Source organism: Duncaniella sp. (assembly GCF_029054785.1).
In the GTDB taxonomy this organism is placed as follows: domain Bacteria; phylum Bacteroidota; class Bacteroidia; order Bacteroidales; family Muribaculaceae; genus Duncaniella.
In genome coordinates this window covers 34,478-57,082 of record NZ_JAIDEN010000087.1, presented here as the reverse complement: position 1 = coordinate 57,082, position 22,605 = coordinate 34,478, and the positions used below count along the sequence as shown (strand labels likewise).

The window sequence follows — 22,605 nt, the reverse complement described above, 5'->3', positions numbered from 1 at the left end:
CTCGGCCCCCTCCAGCCGCCGTATTACTTAACTATTAGGTATGAAAAAGCTGTTTCTACTACTGACGGCCCTTGTTACCACTCTTGCTGTTATGGCTCAGAACCAGACTGTAAGCGGCACGGTTACAAGCGCCGACGGCGAGCCTCTGATAGGCGCGACCGTATTGGGAGCCGGAACCCACACGGGTACGGCGACTGACATCGACGGTAATTTTACCCTGACCCTCCCGGCATCTGTCAAAAAACTTCATGTGTCATATGTCGGCATGAACACCAAAGAGGTCAATATCGTCCCCGGTCAGAAAATGAACATCGTCCTTGATGGCTCCAACATGCTCGACGAGGTCATCACCGTGGCCTACGGCACTGCCAAGAAATCATCATTCACCGGTGCCGCTTCGACCATTTCGGGCTCTACAATCGAGAAACTCCAGGTTTCAAACGTGTCAAAGGCTCTTGAAGGCGCCGCTCCCGGCGTCCAGGTTGCCATCCAGTCAGGCCAGCCCGGTTCGAGCGGTACTATCCGCATCCGTGGTATCGGTTCTATCAACTCAAGCTCCGCGCCTCTGTATGTGGTTGACGGTATGCCTTTTGACGGTGACCTCGCGTCGATCAACCCCAATGACATCGAATCAATGTCAGTGCTCAAAGACGCAGCTTCAACCGCTCTCTACGGCTCACGTGCGGCCAACGGTGTGATCGTCATCACCACCAAGAAGGGTAAGGAACAGAAGTCACGCGTTTCACTCGATGTGCGTATCGGTTCCAACTCACGCGGTATCAGCAACTATGACATCATGACCGATCCCGGCATGTATCTGAAGACTTACTGGAATCTTCTCAAAAACCAGTCTGACGCAGCTAATGCAAGCGCCAAACTCATCGACCGTCTTGGCTACAATCCTTATGACTGTGCCAACAATGCTGTTGTAGATGAAAACGGCAATCTCACAGACGCCCGCCTCCTCTGGAACGACAACTGGACCGATGCCGCTATCAGCAACGGTCTGCGTCAGGAATACAATCTTACTGTCACCGGCGGCAACGAGAAGAGCAATCACTTCCTCTCTTTAGGCTATCTTGAAGACGAGGGTATCATCAAGAATTCAGACTACAGCCGTCTGTCGTTCCGTGCAAGCGGCGACTATGACGTGAACCGCTGGATCAACGTGAGCGGCAACATCGCCTATTCACGCGGCGAGCAGAACGCTCTTCAGATCTCAAGCCTTTCGAACTATTCGAATACATTCGCATTCATCCAGAATATTGCCCCGATCTACCCTATCTATGCCTATGACCGCCAGGGCAACCGTCTCTACAACGAAAACGGCTCTCCCCTCTATGACTTCGGCGACGGCGTGTATGGCACTCGTCCTCTGTATTCCAACCAGAATGTTGTGGCTTCCGATGACGAAAACCAGAACCGCTATCTCCGCGACAATATCAGCAGCCGTTTCGGCGTGACTCTCAAAATCATCGACGGTCTGCAGTTCCGTGCAAACCTCGGCTATGACGTGACAAACCTGTCACGCGACCAGTTCATGACTCCGACTTTCGGTGACGCCCAGACCGTTGACGGCCGTGCCTACAAGACCCGCCAGCGCAACGAGACCTATACCATCAACGAACTTCTCTCATATGACAAGGACTTCGGCGAGAAGCATCACTTCGACGTACTTGCCGGCCATGAGTCATACAAGATGAATCTCAACTACCTCTATGGCGAAAAGTCACACTTCTTCGATTCATCAATTCCTGAGTTTGACAACGCCATCACGATGGACGAGCTTTCGTCAAGCGCTGACAAATATACCATCGAATCATGGCTCGGACGTGTCAACTACGACTATGATGACAAGTATTATCTGTCAGGATCTATCCGTGGCGACGGCTCTTCACGCTTTGCCAAGAACAACCGCTGGGGTACCTTCTGGTCAGTAGGCGCATCATGGCGCATAAGCAAGGAAAACTTCATGGAGAACCTTACCTGGCTCGACAACATGTCAATCCGCGCAAGCTACGGTAGTGTAGGTAACGATGACATCTACTACCCCAACTCTACCATAAGCAACTACTATCCGGCAATTACACAGTATCAGCTCACCAATGCCAACGGCAGCTACGCCCTCTCCCGTTACTATCAGGGAAACCCCAACATCACCTGGGAAACTTCCTATAACTTCAATGTGGGCTTCACCGCACAGCTGCTCAACAACTTGCTGAACATCGACTTCGAGTACTTCAACAAGCGTACCGAAGATATGCTCTACAACGTACCTCAGTCACCCTCGTCAGGCGTAAGCTACATTTCCGAGAATGCTCTCACAATGACCAACAAGGGCGTTGAGTTCACCCTCGGTGTCAACATCCCCATGCCCAAGGACTTCACCTGGAACTGGACATTCACCGGCACCCATTACGTCAACAAAGTTACCGACATCCCCGCCGACAAGCGTGTCGAAGGTATCACCCACGACGGTTACTACAACATCCGCGAGGGCCGCAGCGTATGGGATTTCTACTACTACAAGTTTGCCGGACTTGACGAGACAGGTCACTCTACCTGGTGGGCTGACGTGAAGAACGAAGACGGAAAGGTTGTAGGCCGTGAAGCCGTTTCCGACTACACCAACGCAACCAAGTACTACATCGGCACCGCTATCCCCGACTTCATCGGCGGCATCACCACCAACTTCACCTGGAAGGGTCTTGACTTCTCAGTAGCCATGAACTACCAGATCGGCGGCGACATCTATGACGGCATGTATGCACAGCTCATGGGCTCAAGCAACGCCGGCCACAACTGGCACAAGGACATCCTCAATTCATGGACTCCGGAGAACACCAACACCAACATCCCTGTTCTCGACGGCGACCAGAACGCCAACACATTCTCTGACAAGTTCCTCATCGGCGCCGACTTCTTCAACCTGCGCAACATCACTCTGGGCTACACCTTCCCCGGCAAGTGGCTCAACAGAGCAAGCATCGAACGTGCCCGCCTCTATGTCAACGCCGACAATGTGGCTCTCTGGTCGAAGCGCAAGGGTATGGACCCGCGCCAGTACATTTCCGGTGAGTCTGCTGCAAACTACTCGACAATCCGCACCGTATCAGTCGGACTTTCATTAACTTTCTAAAGATTACAACATGAAATTTCACAATATCGCATTAAAAGGGCTCGCACTCAGCGCCCTGATCGTGGCATCTTCATGCTCTGACGATTTCCTCGACACCAAACCCGACGGACTGATCGACGCGGAAGATGTGAATGCCACCATGCAGAAAGACCCCTCTCTTGTGCAGTCTTATCTCACCGGAGCATACATGAACTTTTACAACGGCGGCGAATGGCGCACCAAACATGATGTCTATGGCATCCAGGGTTTGAGAATAGCCCTCGACATGATGACCGACGACGTGACTCTTCCGACAAACGCCCAGTGGTTCAGCTTCGACTATCAGCTTGACAACCGCATGTCAGGCTACCGCCGCACCACCGCTACATGGCGCGAACTCTATCAGGTGATCAATGACGCCAACACCGTGATCGAGTTCCTTAAGCCGGCAGACGACTCCGAGCCCGAAGGCGATGCCCGTAAGATGCTCGGTCAGGCATATGCACTCCGCGCGCTCAACTACTATTATCTGATCAACATGTGGCAGCAGCCCTACAGCGTTGATCCGGATGCCCCCGGCGTGCCTGTCAAGACCGAAAGCGAATACCGTCCCGAACGAGTGCCTGTCAAGGAGGTCTATGACCAGATCATCTCTGACATCACAACCGCCTACAACTATCTTGAAGGACAGAACATCACTGACAAGGGCAGCATTTCAGAATATGCAGCGGCATTCATCTATGCCAATGTACTTATGTTCACCGGCGACTATGCCGGAGCTGCAGAATGGGCCGAAAAAGCAATCAAGGGCGGCCAGCTCAACTCCAATGCCGACATGCTCAGCGGTTTCAACTCGCTCGACATGCCTGAAGTGCTATGGGGCTACAAGGTGGATACAGAGAACACCTGCTACTACGCATCGTTCTTCTCTCACGTAGACACTTATATGCCGGGCTACGGCGGCCAGGTAGGCTTCCGCAAGCTCATCGCTTCGGAACTCTATGACCAGATCGCCGACAATGACATCCGCAAGAAGTGGTTCGGCTATGAGGAAAACTATAATCTTCTCGAAATAGACTTCTCATATGAAAAAGGCTACAACTGGCTTCCGTATCTGTCAAACAAGTTCCGCGACAAATACATGACCTCTCTGGGTGCCGAAGGACCGTTCACCTCTGATGTGATCTACATGCGAGTGGCAGAAATGTACTACGTGGCAGCCGAGGCCTACTACCTGAACAACCAGCCCGACAAGGCCAAGGAAGTACTGACAACCATTATGTCGAACCGCGTTCCGGGCTATACCTGCACCTCTACCGGCGAAGCCCTCTACAAGGAAATCTGTGTCAACAAGCGAATCGACATGTTCGAGGAAGGTTCACGTCTGTTTGACATCAAGCGCCGCAACGAGTCAATCGACCGTTCGCTCAGCGTCAACGCTCCTATCTCAGAACTTTCATATATCAACGCTGTGAAGTATAACGGACAGGACAACAAGATGATCTATCAGATTCCTGACGTTGAAATTCAGAACAACCCTGAAATCACTGTCCAGAATCCTTAATAAGACTGATTAATAGAGTCCGCGCACTGTCAGCGGACCGACTACACCAGAGCAATCCCCGGTTTCATTTGGCTGAGACCGGGGATTTTCCGTAGGCGGGCAAAGGCAATTCCGGTTTTGTCCATTCGATTTTTAAGTTTATATTTGCATTGACAATTGCATTCCGACAATCAAGATTTGGATTTATGACTCAAGAGGAAAAGGACGAGAAGTTCATGCGCTTGGCTCTGGCCGAGGCGCGGGAGGCTATGGAACGTGACGAAGTGCCGATAGGTGCGGTGATAGTGTCGCCGCGTGGCATGGTCATAGGCCGTGGCCACAATCTGACGGAGGCTTTGGCTGACGTGTCGGCCCATGCCGAGATGCAGGCCATAACCGCCGCGGCGCAGACGCTTGGCGGGAAGTATCTTCAGGACTGTACGCTCTATGTCACGGTGGAGCCTTGCCTGATGTGTGCGGGCACCATAGGGTGGGCGCAGATAGGCCGTGTGGTCTACGGGGCTGCGGATGAGAAGCGCGGCTACCGGACGTTCACGTCGAGATCGCCTTTCCACCCGCGGGCCACGGTCACTGCCGGGGTGCTCGGCGATGAATGCAGCGAGCTGATGCGCACTTTTTTCAAATCCAAGCGTTAAGAATCTATGAGAGGGGTCAAAACCATCATCTATAATAAAAGACCGTCTGACATAAAGACCGTCTAAACCTATAAATAAAGCCTGACAGTGAAACCGAAACTCGTAATATCGTCCGGAGCCGGAATTTCGGCAGAGTCCGGAGTCTCGACTTTCCGCGATGCGGGAGGTCTGTGGGAAAACTATCCTGTGATGGATGTGTGCAGCGCCGAGGGCTTCGTACGCAATCCGGCCCTCGTCCACCAGTTCTACAACGAGCGGCGCAAGGGTCTGATGAAATGTCAGCCCAACGCGGCCCATGCCGGCCTGGTGGAGCTTGAAAAATGGTATGATGTCTATGTCATCACCCAGAATGTCGACAATCTCCACGAGCGGGCCGGAAGCTCCAGAATACTGCATCTCCACGGCGAATTGATGAAGGTCAGATCCATGCGCGACGAGACCCGCGTCTACACCCTCGACGAGGAGCATCTTGAGACCACACCCGACACCCGCGACAGCCACGGCGATCCGGTGCGCCCCCACATTGTTTTCTTCCAGGAAGCCGTCCCAAACATCGAACGGGCCATCGAATGGACCCGCGAGGCCGACATCTTCGCCGTCATCGGCACCTCGCTCGCAGTCTATCCCGCCGCGAGTCTGCTCAACTATGTCAGACCCGGAGTTCCCGTCTACTACATCGACCCGCGCCCGGCGGCTGTGCCTGAGTATGTGACAGTCATTCCCCGCCCCGCAACGGAGGGTGTCGCAGAGCTTATCAGGCTTCTGCGGCCTGAAGAAACAGCCCGGAAATAAACAAGAAGCATGTACAAGAATCATATAAACAAATCATAAATGTGATAAATTGTTAAAGGATTAACCTAATTTTAAGAGTTTTTCCTACCTTTGCGCACTGAATCGGACCGGGCAACCGGACCAAACGAAATGGTGGGCGGAGTGTCCGTAGGCGGCGCGCTACCCATAGTGTTATATACAATATGTTGAAAAACCTCGTCATAGTAGAGTCTCCGGCCAAAGCCAAGACCATTGAAAAATTCCTCGGCAAGGACTATAAAGTCATGTCGAGCTACGGTCATATCCGTGACCTTCGCAAGAAAGATATCAGCATCAAGGTTGATTCTGACTTCCAGCCCGTCTATGAAATTCCGGCAGACAAGAAGAATCTTGTCACCGAACTTAAGAAAGCTGCCAAGGAAGCTGAAACCGTCTGGCTCGCATCCGATGAGGACCGCGAGGGAGAAGCTATCGCCTGGCATCTCTATGAGGTGCTCGGACTGAAGCCCGAAAACACGAAGCGCATCGTGTTTCACGAAATCACCAAGAACGCGATTCTTGAAGCGATCGAGAACCCGCGCGACATCGACCTTCACCTTGTCGACGCCCAGCAGGCGCGCCGAGTGCTTGACCGCCTGGTCGGCTTCGAGCTTTCGCCGGTGCTCTGGAAGAAGATCAAGCCAGCTCTGTCGGCAGGCCGTGTGCAGTCGGTTGCAGTCCGTCTGATCGTGGACCGCGAAAACGAGATCAACGCTTTCAGCTCAGAGCCATATTACCGCGTGACGGCGCTTTTCACCATCCCCGGCGGCGCCCAGTTGCGCGCGGAACTGTCAAAACGACTTCCCGACGAGCAAAGCGCCCGTGAATTTCTCGAAGCATGCAAGACAGCTGCGTTCACCGTTTCGGACATCAGCGTCAAACCGCTGAAAAAGTCGCCGGCACCGCCATTCACCACCTCTACCCTCCAGCAGGAGGCAGGCCGGAAACTCGGCTTCACCGTGTCGCAGACCATGATGGTGGCCCAGAAGCTCTACGAAGCAGGTCACATCACATATATGCGTACCGACTCGCTCAATCTCTCCAAACTCGCCATCGCGACCATCTCGAATCTCATCACCGAAGAACTCGGCGAAAAATATCTCAAGGTACGCCGTTACCACACCAATTCCAAAGGCGCCCAGGAGGCACACGAGGCCATCCGTCCGACCTACATCGACAAAGAAACCGTTGAGGGAACCTCACAGGAAAAACGGCTCTACCGTCTGATCCGTCTGCGCACAATGGCCTCACAGATGGCCGATGCCGAACTGGAAAAGACAACGATCGACATCACGCCGTCAGGCCGTCAGGAACATTTCACCTCCAGCGGCGAGGTCATCAAATTTGACGGCTTCCTGAAAGTCTACCTCGAAGGCAATGACGACGACGAAGCCTCATCGACCGAAGACGACGATATGCTTCCCGCAGTCAACGTCGGCGAGAAGCTGACGGCAGACAACATCACAGCCTCCGAACGCTTCACCCTCGCGCCGCCCCGCTACACGGAATCGTCGCTCGTGAAGAAGATGGAGGAACTCGGCATAGGCCGTCCGTCGACCTACGCGCCTACCATCTCGACCATCCAGCACCGCGAATACATTGTCAAGGGCGAGAAGGCCGGCGAAAAGCGTCCGTTCAAGGTCCTGACCCTCAAAGCCGACGGCAAAATCTCGTCGTCGTCCAAAAACGAGAATGTCGGGGCTGAGAAAGGCAAACTCATACCGACCGACACCGGCATCATTGTCAACGAATTCCTCACAGCGAATTTCCCTGACATCCTCGACTATGACTTCACAGCCGACATGGAGCAGAAATTCGACCGCATAGCCGAAGGTGAGAGCGACTGGAACAAGGAGATCGCCCGCTTCTACGGACTCTTCCACCCGGAAGTGGAGAAAGCCAACGAGATGCGCACCGAGCATAAAGTCGGCGAACGCCAGTTGGGCACCGACCCTGCAAGCGGCGAACCCGTCTCCGTGAAGATCGGCCGCTTCGGACCCGTGGTGCAGATCGGCTCGGCTGATTCCAAGGAAAAGCCCCGTTTCGCCTCGCTGCGCAAGGATCAGAGCGTGTTTGACATCACTCTCGAAGAAGCGCTGAAGCTCTTCGACCTGCCGCGCACCATCGGAGAACTCGAAGGCAAGACCGTGGTTGCCGCCATAGGCCGTTTCGGCCCCTACATCCGGCACGACGGCAAATTTGTCAGCATCCCCAAGGATCTCTCCCCCACTTCGATCACCCTCGAAGAGGCTGAAGAGCTTATCCGCGCCAAGCGCGAGGCCGACAGCAACAAGGTTGTCAAAACCTTTGCGGAAGATCCTGAAATCCAGATTCTGAACGGTCGCTACGGAGTCTACATCTCCCACAACAAGAGCAACTACAAGATTCCGAAAAGCGTCACAGATCCTGCGGCTCTCACTCTCGAAGAGGTGAAGGCGATCATGGCAGATCAGGAGAAAGCGCCCAAACGGACAGTGCGCCGCAAGAAATAAGATCCGGCTGACGCACCCTCTCGACCTCCACCACCCTATTCCAACCAAACAGATCCACCATCTACCCCATAATGGCCAAAAGAACCTATTCAACCAAACCGGGAGCCGAGCGCAACAGCTTCAAGCCCGATGTCATCGAGACCTACAAAGTGGCCGAAGCCGCCACTCTGCTTGACTTCCTCATCCAGTCAATGCCACAGCGCAAACGCACTGCGGTCAAGAATCTTTTGAGCCACAAGCAGATTGCAGTCAACGGAATCCCGTCGACACAGTTTGACATGCCTCTGAATCCGGGCGATGAGGTGAAGGCCAATCTGACACGCGAATTCCGCGTGTTCTACAACCGCCGCCTCAAACTGGTCTACGAGGACGACGACATCATCGTGGTCAACAAGGGCTACGGCCTGCTCTCAATGGGTACCGACAAGATCAAGGAGGGAACGGCCTACAACATTCTGCGCGAATATCTGAAATGGCAGGATCCGCGCAACAAGCTCTTCATTGTCCACCGTCTCGACCGCGACACCTCAGGTCTGATGGTGTTCGCCAAGAGCCAGGAGGCCAAGGAAAAACTCCAGCACAACTGGAACAATATGGTGATCGCCCGCAAATATCTCGCGGTGGTCGAGGGAAAACCCGATCCTGAAGAGGGTGAAGTGCGCAGCTATCTTGCAGAAAACTCACGTTTCGAGGTCTATTCGACCGACAAGCCTGAGGAGGGTCAGTTAGCAGTCACCCGCTACCGCACCCTGCGTTCGCGCAACGGCTATTCGCTCATGGAAGTCTCGCTTGACACCGGACGAAAGAACCAGATCCGAGTCCACATGAAAGACCTCGGACACCCCATTGCCGGAGACCGCCGCTATGGAGCCAAGAGTTCGCCGATCCACCGCATGGCGCTCCACGCCCAGACCCTGCGCTTTGTCCACCCGATCACCCGTAAGGACATGAACTTTTCGACTCCTGTTCCGGCGTCGTTCGCCCGCATGGTCGGGATGTGATTTCTCACTGCTTTCCACATTTTTATTTTCAACTGCGGCTTTTTCTTTAGCCTCACGCCTACGCCGGGCAGTCTCGCGGGCACGGCGTGAGCGGGTTACCGCTTTGTCTATTTCAGGCCGCAGCAGATAGAAGATCAGGATGACGTTCGCCGGCATATAGCCCGGCGGCTCTTTTCCACTTATCAGGTAGAAATCGATTGCCTGCATGGCTTCATAGAAAGAGACTCCGAGACCTCGCCAGGCAACGGCGCTGATGGCCGCGCGGACAGTCTCACACAGTCCGTCATAGAATTTCGCCGAAACCGGCAGCTTGCTTTTCTTTGAATTTTTCATAGTCAGGGGAATTTTGCGGGATTACTCTGCAAATATACAATCCCCCACCCCCGAAAAGAGTGCGATAATACGGCGTCAGGGCAGAAAATTAATCAGATTTATTTGATAGAAAAACCTGAATAAGCCAGAACTATATTTGACTAAAGACAGTTGATATATCAATACGCGACACATAATGCTTTCGAGATTGCCATCCGGTTAATACTCATTACTACAGACAGTTGCTTATTGCAGTCTTGATTGCAAAGATGCTGTAAGTACGTATTGATGTATGAACGTATTGACGTATGAACATTTGAACGTATGGATGTACAGACAGACGTATGCACTTTTGAACAGATGACTGAATGAACTTTTGAGCAAATGGATGTTATGCCTTATGGATGAATGACATAAAGGATTGCCGTTTGAACATTACTAACTATCTGTATTTCACTAAGCCTGCCCAAAAATCAAATTGCTTATAAATGCTAAGAAAGCAATTGCAAGTGCTGTGTATGACACAAATCTACTAATTCGTGTTGACAGTAAATTTGCCGCCAATATTTGGAACTTTTGTTCTTGATAGGATTCAAAGCCTTTCTTGCTGAGAGAGTATTTGAAGCCAAGATGTTTTTTTATCATCGAGGGCTTTGTTTTATCAAAGCAATATGCTGGATTCTCAACAGTTATTTCGCCAATATCCTCACGATCCAAAAGTTCAAGTCCATCCGACATTTCGTATAACAGACATGCTAATATTTCTTGAGTCTGAGTATGACTCAGGATATTGGATGATTTACATACAGCATCAATGATTATTGAGTCTGGTATCTGAATAATTTTAGAAAATATTGCATTCTCCGCCAAATAATCAATTACTTTAGCAATAAATAAGATTCTGAGATATGAATTGTGTAAATGTTTTCCTTTGCCAAGAGTGGGAGTTAGAATGGAAGAATGCGTAGAAATCAGTTTCTTGCGAAGTTCCAAATATTTTGATACCTCATCTTGTTCAGCCATTGTGTTTTAAATTGCGTGCTATGTGGCGAATAATTAGTTTAAAAGTAACTGACTTAGATATTCCAGCTAAAATATCTGTTTGGCAATTTCCTTGATGGCACTGATAGTATCATCTTTTGCATTTATTGCTTTTGCAAACACAAGTAACCCATCTACAAACTGCCTAACTGTAATTATTTTGAGGTCGCTGATTCTCAGTTTGGCATAATTAAGTATTGATATGAGACAACAATAATGCCCCTCTCTACCAATAGATTTTAAAGTATGGAATATAGCGTCTTTGTCATAAACGACATTCTTTCCATAAATGAACATACTTGAAGTTAGATGTGCGGCTCTAAATTTATCTATCGCATGTACGACATCCTGCTCGCTAAAGTTTTTATCCTTGACTTCAATTGCTTTGACAAGATTATTAGCATTATCATAAACATCAATATCCCCAATTTCTTTAGAGGATGAACCGCTTTGATTTACTTTGTGTGCTTCTACTCGATAATCTTTACCCAAATACATCTGTTCAAGTTGAGCAACGACTAACGGACAAATCTCTCCTTCAAATGAATGCTCGGTAATTTTATAGATATAATCAAGAACCAGCTGTGCAAATTCGCTGACATCAATAAGACTATCCCCTACAGAATATTTTGCAATATAACTTTCGTGAATAGTTACCATAACCGACAATGCGTGTTTTAGGTAACGGTAAGCATTTTGGCTGTCAGTAATAGTAGAAAGGATATCAATTACGTCTGACAATGTTTGGTAATCTTTTCCTCTTCGTACCGCATTGTCCAAAGAAAGCATTACAAAACGAGCCGGTTTATTCAAGAATGGCTCATTAGAATTTCCGAGGCATCCTTGTAGCTTCATTGTTTCAAATGGCACAACCACATTATGACATAATGAACGTGCGTCATATTTTCCATTAGTACCATCTCCTTTTTGCAAGCTTAGGGCATTGACAGATTCATTAGTAGCTTTAGCAAGCAATCCCGTAACAAGAATATAGCGATACGTTTTATGTGTCCCATTAAGCACCTTGGTAATCAGATCTGCAATGGGATCGTTGTATTCCTTAGCTTCAACCCAAGCTCGTTCAAGTATTAATGATGCTGTTTTGAAATCAATATTAGGCATATCAATTGAATAATCCAGAATAAAGGATTGGGGTTTTAGAATTTAATACATCAATAACCATTGAACAGACAGCCTTTGCAAGATTGCATGGCACAGCATTCCCAATTTGAGTGTATTGAGCACACTGACTCCCACAAAATTCATATTCTAATGGGAATGTTTGCAAAACTCTCGCTTCATCAACTGTGAGGCGTCGCATAGAGGAAGGGACAGTTTCGGTTTTTGCAATTTCAGGATTAAGCATAACCCTTTCGTGATAGCCTTCAATCCAAGGACGTTCATTATCATATAGTGCTGCCTCATCAATTATTGGTGTTTTATTACCTCCCATAGACGCTGGAAGGGTTGCGCTATATCCGTCAAGCTTAAGAGGACGTCCTAATCCATTAAAAAGCATCCCTGCATAAGGAGATTTACGCATTACAGGATTTGGTGTAAGAGTGATGCGAGCGTTACATCTCGAGGTGTTATTCCCTTCTCCTGCCCGGTCAAGTACTGATAATGCTTCACGGACATTTTGTGATTTATGTCTGTAAGGTTTAATCATAGCCAACAAATCAGGACCAGCAAAAGAATTGCCGATAAATCCAATAAAAAATACCCTTTCTCTCGCTTGCGGAACATCAAAATCAGATGCATTTAGAACCATGAAGTTGACAGAATATCCAAGTGTTATGAATTTTTCCATCAGAGCAGTCCGTATTGAAGACCATCGTTCAATAGCGCCCAAAGCTTTGACATTCTCCATTATAAATGCTTTCGGTCTCACTATTTCAATGACCTTAGCATAACTCCAAATCAGCTTGCTGCGTTCATCGTTTTCATCCATTTTTCCTGCCACGGAAAAACCCTGACATGGCGGTCCTCCTATTACTAAATCCACCGTGCCACGATATTTCTCCAACGATGGGATAAAATCATTTATATCCCCATAATGTATATGTTCACCAATATTTTTCTTGTATGATGCAACCGCCTCCTTTTTAATATCATTGGCCCAGATGATTTTGGCTCCTGCATAAATTGCACCGATATCCAAACCACCAGCTCCCGAAAAAAGGGATATGGTAGTAACTGTATTTGAGGCTAAAGTTTCCTTTATGCTTTGCATCTTAAAAGCAAGAAGCTCTTCCATAAGCTGACAGGCGACCAAACCTTTTGCAACTACGAAAGAGTTTTTAATATATGGTAAATGTATTAATTATATTTGGGTGGTCTTTGTCAGCACAAATTGCGATGGAGTACAAAGTTACGAAAAATCTTTAAATTGACAGCTATTCTGCCGAGAGAATTTATCTACAAGGAATGGGGAAGATCTGAAGAAGGGAACAAAGAGGTAAGGGTATGGACTAATGAAGCGTGAAAAGGAGCAAATCGGCACAGTTAAAAATCTCTAACGGATGATAATTATTTCAAATTCATTTGCTCCGGCTTGCCTAAATCTTCCCCCAAAGTACACTATTAGTACACTGCAATCTGTAGATGCGTCTGCCGTGGCTATTATTTTCCACAAAACCGTTTTTTTAATCCGGATAATCCAAGAAGCGATTTTGAGGCAAGGACGGCTCTGTCAATTTTCCGATTCGTAACCTTCGTAATAATAGGATTGCTCGATTCCGTGGAAAATCACGTCGCGGTCATCTGTCTCATCACTGAGTGCCCCATGAAGCAATACACGCAATTCAAGATCGTTGACCGGACTGCGTTCCATTGCCATCATGTAATCCTCACGCTTTATCCTGCGCCAGTCAATGACCTTGCCGAGCGAATGTTTGAGAATCATGTCAAGCCATATCCTTGTGGCACGTCCATTGCCCTCCATGAAAGGGTGGGCAATGTTCATCTCAACATATTTCGCCACGATTTCTTCAAAAGTCCTCTGCGGCATACGCTCGATGGCCTCAAGCGCCGGAAGAAGATAAAGCGAGTTGGCAAAACGGAAGCCACCCTTGGATATATTGAGTGTACGGATGCAACCTGCAAACGGATACAAACCGCCGAACAAAGCGGCATGAATATCCTGCAAGCCCCGCGTTGTGCCGACTTCAATCAGGTCGATGCGGCCTGAAATGAAAAGATCCTTTGCCTTTTCAAGACTCTGGCGGTCAATCTCGTTTTGTGTCAATTTCATAAAATCTGCTGATGTCCGGTTAGCGAAGCTGGAATTAGAGGCTGATGCCGTCGCGGGCGAGGAGGGCGTCGATCGAGGCGTCGCGGCCTCGGAAGCGGCGATAGAGTTCAGCCGGGTCTTCCGTGCCTCCACGCATGAGGATTTCCGAGCGGAATGAATCGGCGGTCGCGCGGTCAAAGATTCCGTGCTCCCTGAAACATGCAAAAGCGTCCGCGTCGAGGACCTCGGCCCATTTGTAGCTGTAATAGCCCGCGGCATATCCTCCGGCAAAAATATGGGAGAAGGTTGAGCCGACAACCGATCCGGGGATGTGGTCGAAAATGGCGACCGACTCTCCGGCCTCCCACTCGAAGGCCTCAGGATTGTCGACAGGGGCGGTGATGCTGTGCCAGGCCATGTCTATCAGACCGAAATTCAGCTGACGCATGCAGGCATAGGCGGCACCGAAACGCGATGAGGCGATGATACGGTCGACCTGTTCGGCAGGGATAGGCTCACCGGTCTGATAGTGGCGGGCGAATCCGTCAAGAAATTCCTTTTCGGTCAGATAGTTTTCATTGAACTGCGAGGGCAATTCGACAAAATCACGCAGCACATTTGTGCCGGAGAGGGAGGCATATTTAGTAGCGGCAAACAGACCGTGGAGGGCGTGGCCGAACTCATGGAGGAAAGTCTCGACCTCATAGGGGGTGAGCAGCGATGGCTTGGTGGCGGTCGGTTTGGTGAAATTCATGACGATGGTGACATGGGGGCGGATGCTTTCACCTTCGGGAGTGATCTCCTCGCTGCGGAACTCGGTCATCCATGCGCCGGGGCGCTTGCTCTCGCGCGGGAAAAAGTCGGTGTAGATGACTCCGAGGAATGATCCGTCGCGGTCGATGACTTCAAAAGCCTTCACATCGGGATGATAGACGGGAATTGCGGAGTTTTCGCGGAATGTGACCCCATAGAGCCGGGTAGCGAGGCCGAAAACACCGTCAATGACGTTGCCAAGTTCGAAATAAGGGCGCAGCTGCTCCTCATCGTAGGCATAGCGGGCGTTTTTGAGCTTGTTGGCATAGTAGCTGTAATCCCATGGACAGAGCACCATCCCGCGGCCTTCGAGCTGAGAGGCATAGTCGGTCAGCTCCTTCAGCTCGGTCTCCAGAGCCGGACGATAGGCATCGCGCAGGGAGTGGAGCAGAGAGTAGACCTTCTCAGGAGTCCCTGCCATTGATTTTTCCAGGCGATAATGGGCGAAAGTCTCGTGGCCGAGGAGACGGGCAATGTGCATGCGGGTTTCGGCGATCTCCTTCATGACGGGGATATTGTCGAACTCGCCGCGGACGTTGCGCCCGGTGTAGAGACGATACATCTTCTCACGCAGATCGCGGCGGTCACTGTATTTCATGAACGCCATGTAGACCGGCTGGGCGAGGGTAAAGAGATATTCCCCCTCGCGGCCTTTCTCCTTTGCGGCAAGGGCGGCAGCCTCGACCGAGCTTTCGGGAAGACCGGCAAGGTCATCGGCGGTGAGCCAGATCTCGTAGGTGTTAAGTTCTTTCAGCACGTTCTGGCCGAAGACCGTGGTCAGTTCGCTCAGGCGGCTTGAGAGCCAGGAATATGTCTCGCGGTCGTCACCTTCGAGCAGAGCGCCGCTGCGCACAAACGATTCATAGGTGCGGCGGAGAAGCATCGAGTCCTCAGGATCGAGGTCAAGGGATTCGCGGCTGTCATAGACGGCCTTGACGCGCTCCCAGAGACCGCGGTTGAGAGAGATGGATGTCGAGTAGTCCGACAGACGCGGAGTGACCTTGAGCGACAGTTCCATCATCGCATCGTCGCTCAGAGCCGACAGGAGCGGATCGAACACCATCAGCACCCGGTTGAGGTCGCGGTCGGCATGTTCGAGAGCCACGATGGTGTTGGCGAAGGTCGGAGGCTCAGGATTGGCGACAATAGCGTCGACGGCTTCAAGTCCGAGACGGAGACCGCGGTCAATGGCCGGCTCATAGTCGGCGAATGAAATACGGTCGAAAGGAGCTGTGCCGTGGGGAGTAGAGGTGAATTCAGCGAAAAACGGATTCTGTGTCTGTGACATATTCTTTGTATATGAAGGCCCTGAGGGCGCTGAGAGTTCAGTAAAAATGGGGATAGCTAAGATAGTAATCAGCCGATGCTTTGGCCGAGTTCGGAGGCACGGCGGAAGGAATCGTCGAGCAGGAGGCCGAGGGTCAGACGGTCAGGAGCGGGAAATGTCTCGAAAAGATGACGGTCGGCCTCGAAATCGCGCATGAAATCATCACGGTCGAAATTGCGCGCGGCGATCGACGAGGCATAGCGCTCGACAGCCGTCTGCAAGTTTCCGCTCAGGACTTCAAGATGGCCTGCGGCAAGAAGATCGGAGGCGGCAGGCTCGCGGGAGAGGATCAGCCCGGAATAGCGGCGCGCACGGTCGAAGTCGCCTGACAGCAGCGAGCAGCGGACAATAGGCCGCGAGGAGCGGTCCGACTCTCCGGCGAGGAATTCTACTTTGTAGAACAGCTTCAGTGCCTCTTCATAGCGACCGCAGAGCATGTGGCAACGTCCCATGTTGAGGGCGAGAGCCGCATCGTCGGGGCGCGAAGCAGCCACACGGACATAATATGACAGAGCCTTTTCCCAGTCGCCGTTCTGACGGTGGCAGAAAGCGAGACGCTTGACAGTCCATTCGCTCTGTGAGTTCAGCAGCTCGCTCTGCTCATAATAGCGGATGGCCTCGGCGAGATTGCCGCCCATCTGCATGCAGTAGCCCATCTTCTGGAAAAGTTCAGCCGAGGGGGGCATCTTGAATGACAGACGGTCGAAGAGATCGAAAGCGTCGGCATAGTGCTGGTGACGGAAATAGAACTCGCCGACCAGACGCAGGGTGTCGGCATCGTCAAACACCTCGGAAAGCTGCGGGAGAGTCACGAGATTCAGTGACGAGGCCACGGCAAAAGGATCGCGGAACTCCCCCTTGCGGCGGAAGAGCCTGAAGAAGCGGTAGATGTCCTGAACGTAGCTGCGGGCCACTCTCTCACGGTCCTGCATCGGACCGCCTGACAGATCGCCGGCACTCATGGCAGCCATCTGGGCCGAGTGGGCTTTCAGCTGCGAGGCCATCATCTCTTTCTGCGAGGCAGGCACATGGGAAAGCGACAGCACGATGGAATATTTATCGCCGTCACAGAACATCGGGGCCGAGTCCATGATCTCGCCGAGGAACCTGACCGAAGCATCGCCGCTCGAAGCGACAGCCGAATGGGAGGAGTGGAAAGGCAGGAACCAGTTGGAAATATCGTTGAAGAAGGGGAAGGTCTTGAGATTGCTGAAAGTCACCATCATGACATCGCCGCCCTCTTCCTGGATCTCCTGAAGCTCTTTCAGCTTGTCGGAAATACCTGATTTGTCGAGGAGTTCGGCCCATTCGGGATTTTCCTCCATAGCCTCCGGATCGAGGGGTTTCTTTCCGAGTTTCTCGATCTCCGGGCGGAGTTTCATCATTTCGGGGATCACCTCGTCAGTCAGCTTGCGGCCTATGCGCTCGGTGTCACGCGCGCGGATGAACTGCATGAAAGCCATGCGCACGTCAGAGTGCCAGCGCGGCTCCTCGCGCAGCGAATCGAAACGGCGCAAGAGCGAGGGGGAGAAGGGACGGTCGCGGCGCACCGACATCACGATCAGCAGCGAGCAGAGCGCGCGGACAGAGACCTCGTTGTCGTCAGCCGTATAGGCATCCATCAGCAGACGCAGACGGCGCTCGTCGTGATATTCAAGCTCGCCCATCATGACAGCGGCAATGCAGAGCAGCTTGAAATGGCGCGGAAGCGAGGGGTCGGAAATGACGTTACCGATGGCGGCGGCATCGTCGACAGTCAGCGGCGCCGTGGTCCAGATGAAGTTGAAAATCTCCTTTTCGAGCGACTCGGAACGGGCTGTCAGCTCGCGTCCGGCCTTTTCGACATCCTCGGTGAGCATCGCCATCTGAAGACGGCGGTTGACACGGTGGTACTCGCCGATCAGGGCAGCTACCGTCAGGTCACGGCGGTTGAGCTGATAGCGCAAAGTATTGAAATACAGGGTCGGCGCATCGGCTATGCGAGAACGGCGGTGAAGATCGTCGGCCAGAGAGCGCACCGAGCCGCAGAGTTCGGCAAACAGCTGCGGACGCGACGGATCCGGGAAGCCCTGGAGAGCATAGTGGGTCATCAGCCGGTAGCTTTCGCGCAGACGCGAGGTGGCGGAATTGATCTCGGCAATGACACCGAGCGAAGAAGCGGCATTGTCGATGAGGTCAATGGCATCGTTGACACGCCCTGAGGCAAGGAGACGGTCAATGTCTCCGGAAATATCTATATGATGGTTCATAGTGTTCGAATATATGCAAATTTACTATTATTCCCGCAAAAATCATGCCAAAATAAGGATTTTTCCGTATTTTTGCAGTTCTTATATGCAGTGCATCCATAACACTAAAGAAATTCTATGCCACATAATATAGCAATCCTCGGCTCTACGGGATCGATCGGAACGCAGACACTTGATGTGATCTCCCATTTTCCTGAGCGCTTCAAGGCTACGGTGCTCACGGCAGGCTCGAAAGTCGACGAACTGATCGAGCAGGCCCGCAGACACCGTCCGGCTCTCGCTGTCATTGCCGACGAGTCGAAATATTCACGCCTTCGCGAGGCCCTTGCTCCCTTAGGGATCGAGACCGCCGCCGGAGCCGATGCGATCGCCGACGCGATGGACCGCGACGATTTCGACACCGTGGTCACGGCCACTGTCGGTTACAGCGGTCTGCTGCCGACCGTCCGCGCAATCCGTTCGGGCAAAGAGATCGCCCTGGCCAACAAGGAGACTCTCGTCGTGGCCGGCGAGCTTGTCAGCCGCCTTCTGGCAGAGTCAAAATCCAAAGTCATCCCCGTCGACTCAGAACATTCAGCCATCTACCAGTGTCTTGTCGGCGAAGAGAAAGGCTCTGTCAACAAGCTGATCATCACCGCCTCCGGAGGCCCCTTCCGCACGATGGACAGCGCACAGATAGCCGGAATGACCGCCCGCGAGGCCCTTCTCCATCCCCGCTGGCAGATGGGAGCCAAGATCACGATCGACTCTGCCACCATGCTCAACAAGGCCTTTGAAATCATCGAAGCCCGCTGGCTTTTCGACATCGAGCCTGAAAGGATCGAAGCCGTCGTGCATCCGCAGTCGATCATCCACTCGATGGTAGAGTTCATCGACGGCGCCGTCAAAGCCCAGCTCGGCATCCCCGACATGCGTCTTCCGATCCGCTATGCGCTCGGCGACGCCTCGCGTCTGCCCTCCTCCGAGCGGCCCCTCAGCCTCGCCGACTACTCATCGCTGACTTTCGAGAAGCCCGATTCAGAAAAATTTCCCTGCCTGACACTGGCACCCTACGCCCTGAAACGCGGCGGCAACGCGGCCTGCATCATCAATGCGGCAAATGAAGTGGCCGTCCGGGCCTTCCTTGAAGGACGGATCACCTTCCCGGCCATCTATCGCAGCATCACCGACGCACTCGAAGCAATCGACTTCATAGCCACTCCGTCGCTCGATGACTATGTGGCCACCCACAACGCGACAATCAAATTCACCGAAGAAAATCTGAAAAAAGTCTTTGCCGGCGCATGATCCAAGACCGCGGCATCCATAATTTCAATTAAAACATAATGGAAACATTCCTCATAAAAGCTCTTCAGCTCATAGTGGCCCTGGCCTTTCTCGTGATCATCCATGAGTTCGGCCACTTCATATTCGCCCGCATTTTCGGCATCCGTGTCGAGAAGTTCTACATGTTTTTCGACCCCTACTTCTCGCTGGTCAAGTGGAAACCAAAAGCCAAAAAGGACGCCGATCCCAACAAAAGCTCATGGCGCGACACCGAATACGGCATAGGCTGGCTCCCGCTCGGAGGCTACTGCAAGATCTCTGGCATGATCGACGAGTCGATGGACACCGAACAGATGAAACAGGAACCCAAGCCCTGGGAATTCCGCACCAAACCGGCCTGGCAACGACTGCTGGTGATGCTCGGCGGCGTTCTCTTCAACTTCATCCTCGCCATCCTGATCTACGCAGGCATCGCCATGCACTGGGGATCGCAATATATCCCATTTGAAGCTGCCACAGAAGGCTTTGACTTCGCACCCGCAGCTCAGAAAGCCGGATTCCGCAACGGCGACATCCCCTATATGGCCGACGGCAAACTCCTCGACGCATCCAAAGGAGACTATCCCTATCAGATGGCTGACGCCGACGTGGTCACTGTCATCCGCAACCACCGCGACACAGTCGACATCCGCATTCCCGATGACTTCATCTTCCGCCTGAACGACGACAAAGGCTTCCTGGCCTACCGTCTGCCGGTCTACATAGACCGCATCGTCCCCGGCGAGGCCGCAGCCAAAGCCGGACTCGAAGAGGGGGACCACATTGTGGCCGTGGGACAGACCGCGACCCCGTCGTTCACCGAACTGACCCCGGCCCTTGTCGAAAGCGCCGGAAAGGAAACCACTCTGACCATCGAGCGCGACGGCAAGACCCTCAGCATCCCGGTCACTCCCAACGAACACGGCAAACTCGGCTTCCAGCTCAGACCGATCACCGCTGTCTATGAGCCTGTCACCGTCGACTACGGCTTTTTCGCATCCTTCCCCAAAGGCTGGGAAATCGGCACGACTACCCTCTCCAACTACGTAAGCTCGATGAAGCATGTCTTCTCGCAGGAAGGCGCAGAGAGCCTCGGCGGCTTCGGTGCGATCGGCAACATGTTCCCCGAACGCTGGAACTGGCTCAGCTTCTGGGAAATCACAGCCTTCCTCTCCGTGGCGCTCGCCTTCATGAACATCATTCCGATCCCCGGACTTGACGGCGGCCACGTCATGTTCCTGCTCTGGGAAATCATCACCCGCAAACAGGCCCCTGAAAAGGTGCTGATCGTGGCCCAGTACATCGGCATGGCATTCCTGCTGCTGCTCCTGCTCTACGCCAACGGCAACGACATCTTCAGAGCCTTCTTCAAATAAGAGGTTGTTTAAAAACAACCTCTAAAGGTATATCCAAGGCCTGATTCTCTCCCACTTCACCCCACCCCAACCATTGTCACGATATGTCATCATCCCAACTTAAAACAATAACACTGAAGCGCGGAAAAGAAGAATCACTCCTGCGCTTCCACCCCTGGGTATTTTCAGGAGCGATAGCCTCACTCCCTGACGGTCTTGAAGAAGGAGAGACCGTCAGAGTCGAAGCTGCCGACGGCCGCTGTCTCGGAACCGGCCACTATGAAATAGGCTCCATAGCCGTCAGAATGCTCGAAAACACCGATTCAGCCATCGACAGCGACTTCTATGCCTCACGTCTGCGCCACGCCTGGGAGCTGCGCCAGCGCCTGGGGCTCATCCGCCCCGACAACTCGACCTTCCGTCTGGTCCACGGCGAAGGCGACTTCCTGCCCGGATGCGTGGTCGACATCTACGGTGACACCGCCGTATTGCAGGCCCACAGCCCCGGCATGCACTATGCCCGCAAGACCATAGCGGAAGAACTCACCCGCCTGCCCGGAGCCGGAATCAGGAACGTCTACTACAAATCCGAGACCACCCTCCCCTTCAAAGCGCGTCTCGACCCGGTCAACGATTACATCATCGGCGGCTACAACACGAACATCGCCGTTGAAAACGGTCTGAAATTCAACATCGACTGGCTCAAAGGACAGAAAACAGGCTTCTTCGTCGACCAGCGCGACAACCGCTCGCTGCTTCAGAAATACAGCAAGGGAGCACGTGTGCTCAACATGTTCTGCTACACCGGAGGCTTCTCGGTCTATGCGATGCGTGGCGAGGCCGAACTGGTCCACTCCGTCGACAGTTCAGCCAAAGCGATCACCCTGACCGACGCCAACATCGACCTGAACTTCCCCGGCGACTCACGCCACAAATCCTACGCCGAAGACGCCTTCAAATATCTTGCCAAAGTTGAAAAAGGCGCCTATGACCTGATCATTCTCGACCCGCCGGCCTTTGCGAAACACCGCAGCGCCATCCGCAACGCGATGATCGGCTACCGCCGCCTCAACGCCGCCGCATTCGAGAAAATAGCCCCCGGAGGAGTGCTCTTCACCTTCTCCTGCTCCCAGGCCATCAGCAAGGAGCAGTTCCGCCTGGCTGTCTTCACGGCAGCCGCCATGTCGGGCCGCCGTGTGCGCATCCTCCACCAGCTCACCCAGCCCGCCGACCACCCGGTCAACATCTATCATCCCGAAGGAGAATATCTCAAAGGACTCGTAGTCTACGTTGAATAAGTAAAAAAACTCTTAACCAATCTCAACCATGTCATTAACCAAATTTTTTGTTC

General features: G+C 52.4%; 15 protein-coding genes. 9 read left to right on the top strand and 6 right to left on the bottom strand.

What is annotated here, in order from left to right; translation table 11 throughout:
• The first annotated feature begins 40 nt into the window (after window positions 1-40).
• The 6 genes from K2H17_RS05650 (at window position 41) to K2H17_RS05625 (ending at window position 9,620) form a co-directional block, all read left to right on the top strand.
• Entirely contained in the window at window positions 41-3,139 is a 3,099-nt protein-coding gene (locus K2H17_RS05650) for a TonB-dependent receptor (RefSeq protein ID WP_300132414.1), read from the top strand.
• Window positions 3,140-3,149: 10 nt separating this feature from the next.
• Entirely contained in the window at window positions 3,150-4,682 is a 1,533-nt protein-coding gene (locus tag K2H17_RS05645) for a RagB/SusD family nutrient uptake outer membrane protein (RefSeq protein ID WP_300132411.1), read from the top strand.
• A 185-nt stretch (window positions 4,683-4,867) separates the two neighbouring features.
• Window positions 4,868-5,317: a nucleoside deaminase gene (locus K2H17_RS05640; protein ID WP_300132408.1), complete on the top strand. Its 450-nt coding sequence runs from the start codon at window positions 4,868-4,870 to the stop codon at window positions 5,315-5,317.
• 87 nt (window positions 5,318-5,404) lie between these two features.
• On the top strand, window positions 5,405-6,109 hold the full coding sequence (locus K2H17_RS05635) for an NAD-dependent deacylase (protein ID WP_300132405.1): 705 nt from the start codon (window positions 5,405-5,407) through the stop codon (window positions 6,107-6,109).
• A gap of 182 nt (window positions 6,110-6,291) precedes the next feature.
• A complete protein-coding gene (gene topA / locus K2H17_RS05630) occupies window positions 6,292-8,619 on the top strand; it encodes a type I DNA topoisomerase (RefSeq protein ID WP_300132404.1) in 2,328 nt (775 codons plus the stop codon).
• A gap of 71 nt (window positions 8,620-8,690) precedes the next feature.
• The gene (locus K2H17_RS05625; protein ID WP_300132402.1) at window positions 8,691-9,620 is read left to right on the top strand and encodes an RluA family pseudouridine synthase; all 930 of its coding nucleotides are present in this window, start codon (window positions 8,691-8,693) and stop codon (window positions 9,618-9,620) included.
• Between the two features lie 768 nt (window positions 9,621-10,388).
• Here the strand turns inward: K2H17_RS05625 and K2H17_RS05620 are convergent.
• The 6 genes from K2H17_RS05620 to K2H17_RS05595 all read right to left on the bottom strand — a co-directional run bounded on the left by K2H17_RS05620 (window position 10,389) and on the right by K2H17_RS05595 (window position 18,594).
• Window positions 10,389-10,955, bottom strand: coding sequence for a hypothetical protein (locus K2H17_RS05620; protein WP_300132400.1), 567 nt, complete (start codon window positions 10,953-10,955; stop codon window positions 10,389-10,391).
• Window positions 10,956-11,021: 66 nt separating this feature from the next.
• A complete protein-coding gene (locus K2H17_RS05615) occupies window positions 11,022-12,095 on the bottom strand; it encodes a restriction endonuclease, SacI family (RefSeq protein ID WP_300132398.1) in 1,074 nt (357 codons plus the stop codon).
• Between the two features lies 1 nt (window position 12,096).
• Complete coding sequence (gene dcm / locus K2H17_RS05610) at window positions 12,097-13,230, bottom strand: DNA (cytosine-5-)-methyltransferase (protein ID WP_300132396.1); 1,134 nt, start codon at window positions 13,228-13,230, stop codon at window positions 12,097-12,099.
• Between the two features lie 435 nt (window positions 13,231-13,665).
• Entirely contained in the window at window positions 13,666-14,226 is a 561-nt protein-coding gene (gene fic, locus K2H17_RS05605) for a protein adenylyltransferase Fic (RefSeq protein ID WP_300132394.1), read from the bottom strand.
• A gap of 34 nt (window positions 14,227-14,260) precedes the next feature.
• Window positions 14,261-16,306, bottom strand: a complete 2,046-nt coding sequence (locus tag K2H17_RS05600; RefSeq protein ID WP_300132392.1) for a M3 family metallopeptidase — start codon at window positions 16,304-16,306, stop codon at window positions 14,261-14,263.
• Window positions 16,307-16,374: 68 nt separating this feature from the next.
• Window positions 16,375-18,594 (bottom strand): tetratricopeptide repeat protein, encoded by a 2,220-nt coding sequence (locus tag K2H17_RS05595; protein ID WP_300132389.1) that lies wholly within the window; start codon window positions 18,592-18,594, stop codon window positions 16,375-16,377.
• A gap of 117 nt (window positions 18,595-18,711) precedes the next feature.
• Here K2H17_RS05595 and K2H17_RS05590 point away from each other — a divergent pair, with 117 nt between their 5' ends.
• The 3 genes from K2H17_RS05590 (at window position 18,712) to K2H17_RS05580 (ending at window position 22,552) form a co-directional block, all read left to right on the top strand.
• Window positions 18,712-19,881 (top strand): 1-deoxy-D-xylulose-5-phosphate reductoisomerase, encoded by a 1,170-nt coding sequence (locus K2H17_RS05590; RefSeq protein WP_300132386.1) that lies wholly within the window; start codon window positions 18,712-18,714, stop codon window positions 19,879-19,881.
• Window positions 19,882-19,919: 38 nt separating this feature from the next.
• The gene (gene rseP, locus K2H17_RS05585) at window positions 19,920-21,275 is read left to right on the top strand and encodes an RIP metalloprotease RseP (protein ID WP_300132383.1); all 1,356 of its coding nucleotides are present in this window, start codon (window positions 19,920-19,922) and stop codon (window positions 21,273-21,275) included.
• A gap of 83 nt (window positions 21,276-21,358) precedes the next feature.
• Window positions 21,359-22,552 (top strand): class I SAM-dependent rRNA methyltransferase, encoded by a 1,194-nt coding sequence (locus K2H17_RS05580; protein WP_300132381.1) that lies wholly within the window; start codon window positions 21,359-21,361, stop codon window positions 22,550-22,552.
• The last annotated feature ends 53 nt before the right edge of the window (window positions 22,553-22,605 follow it).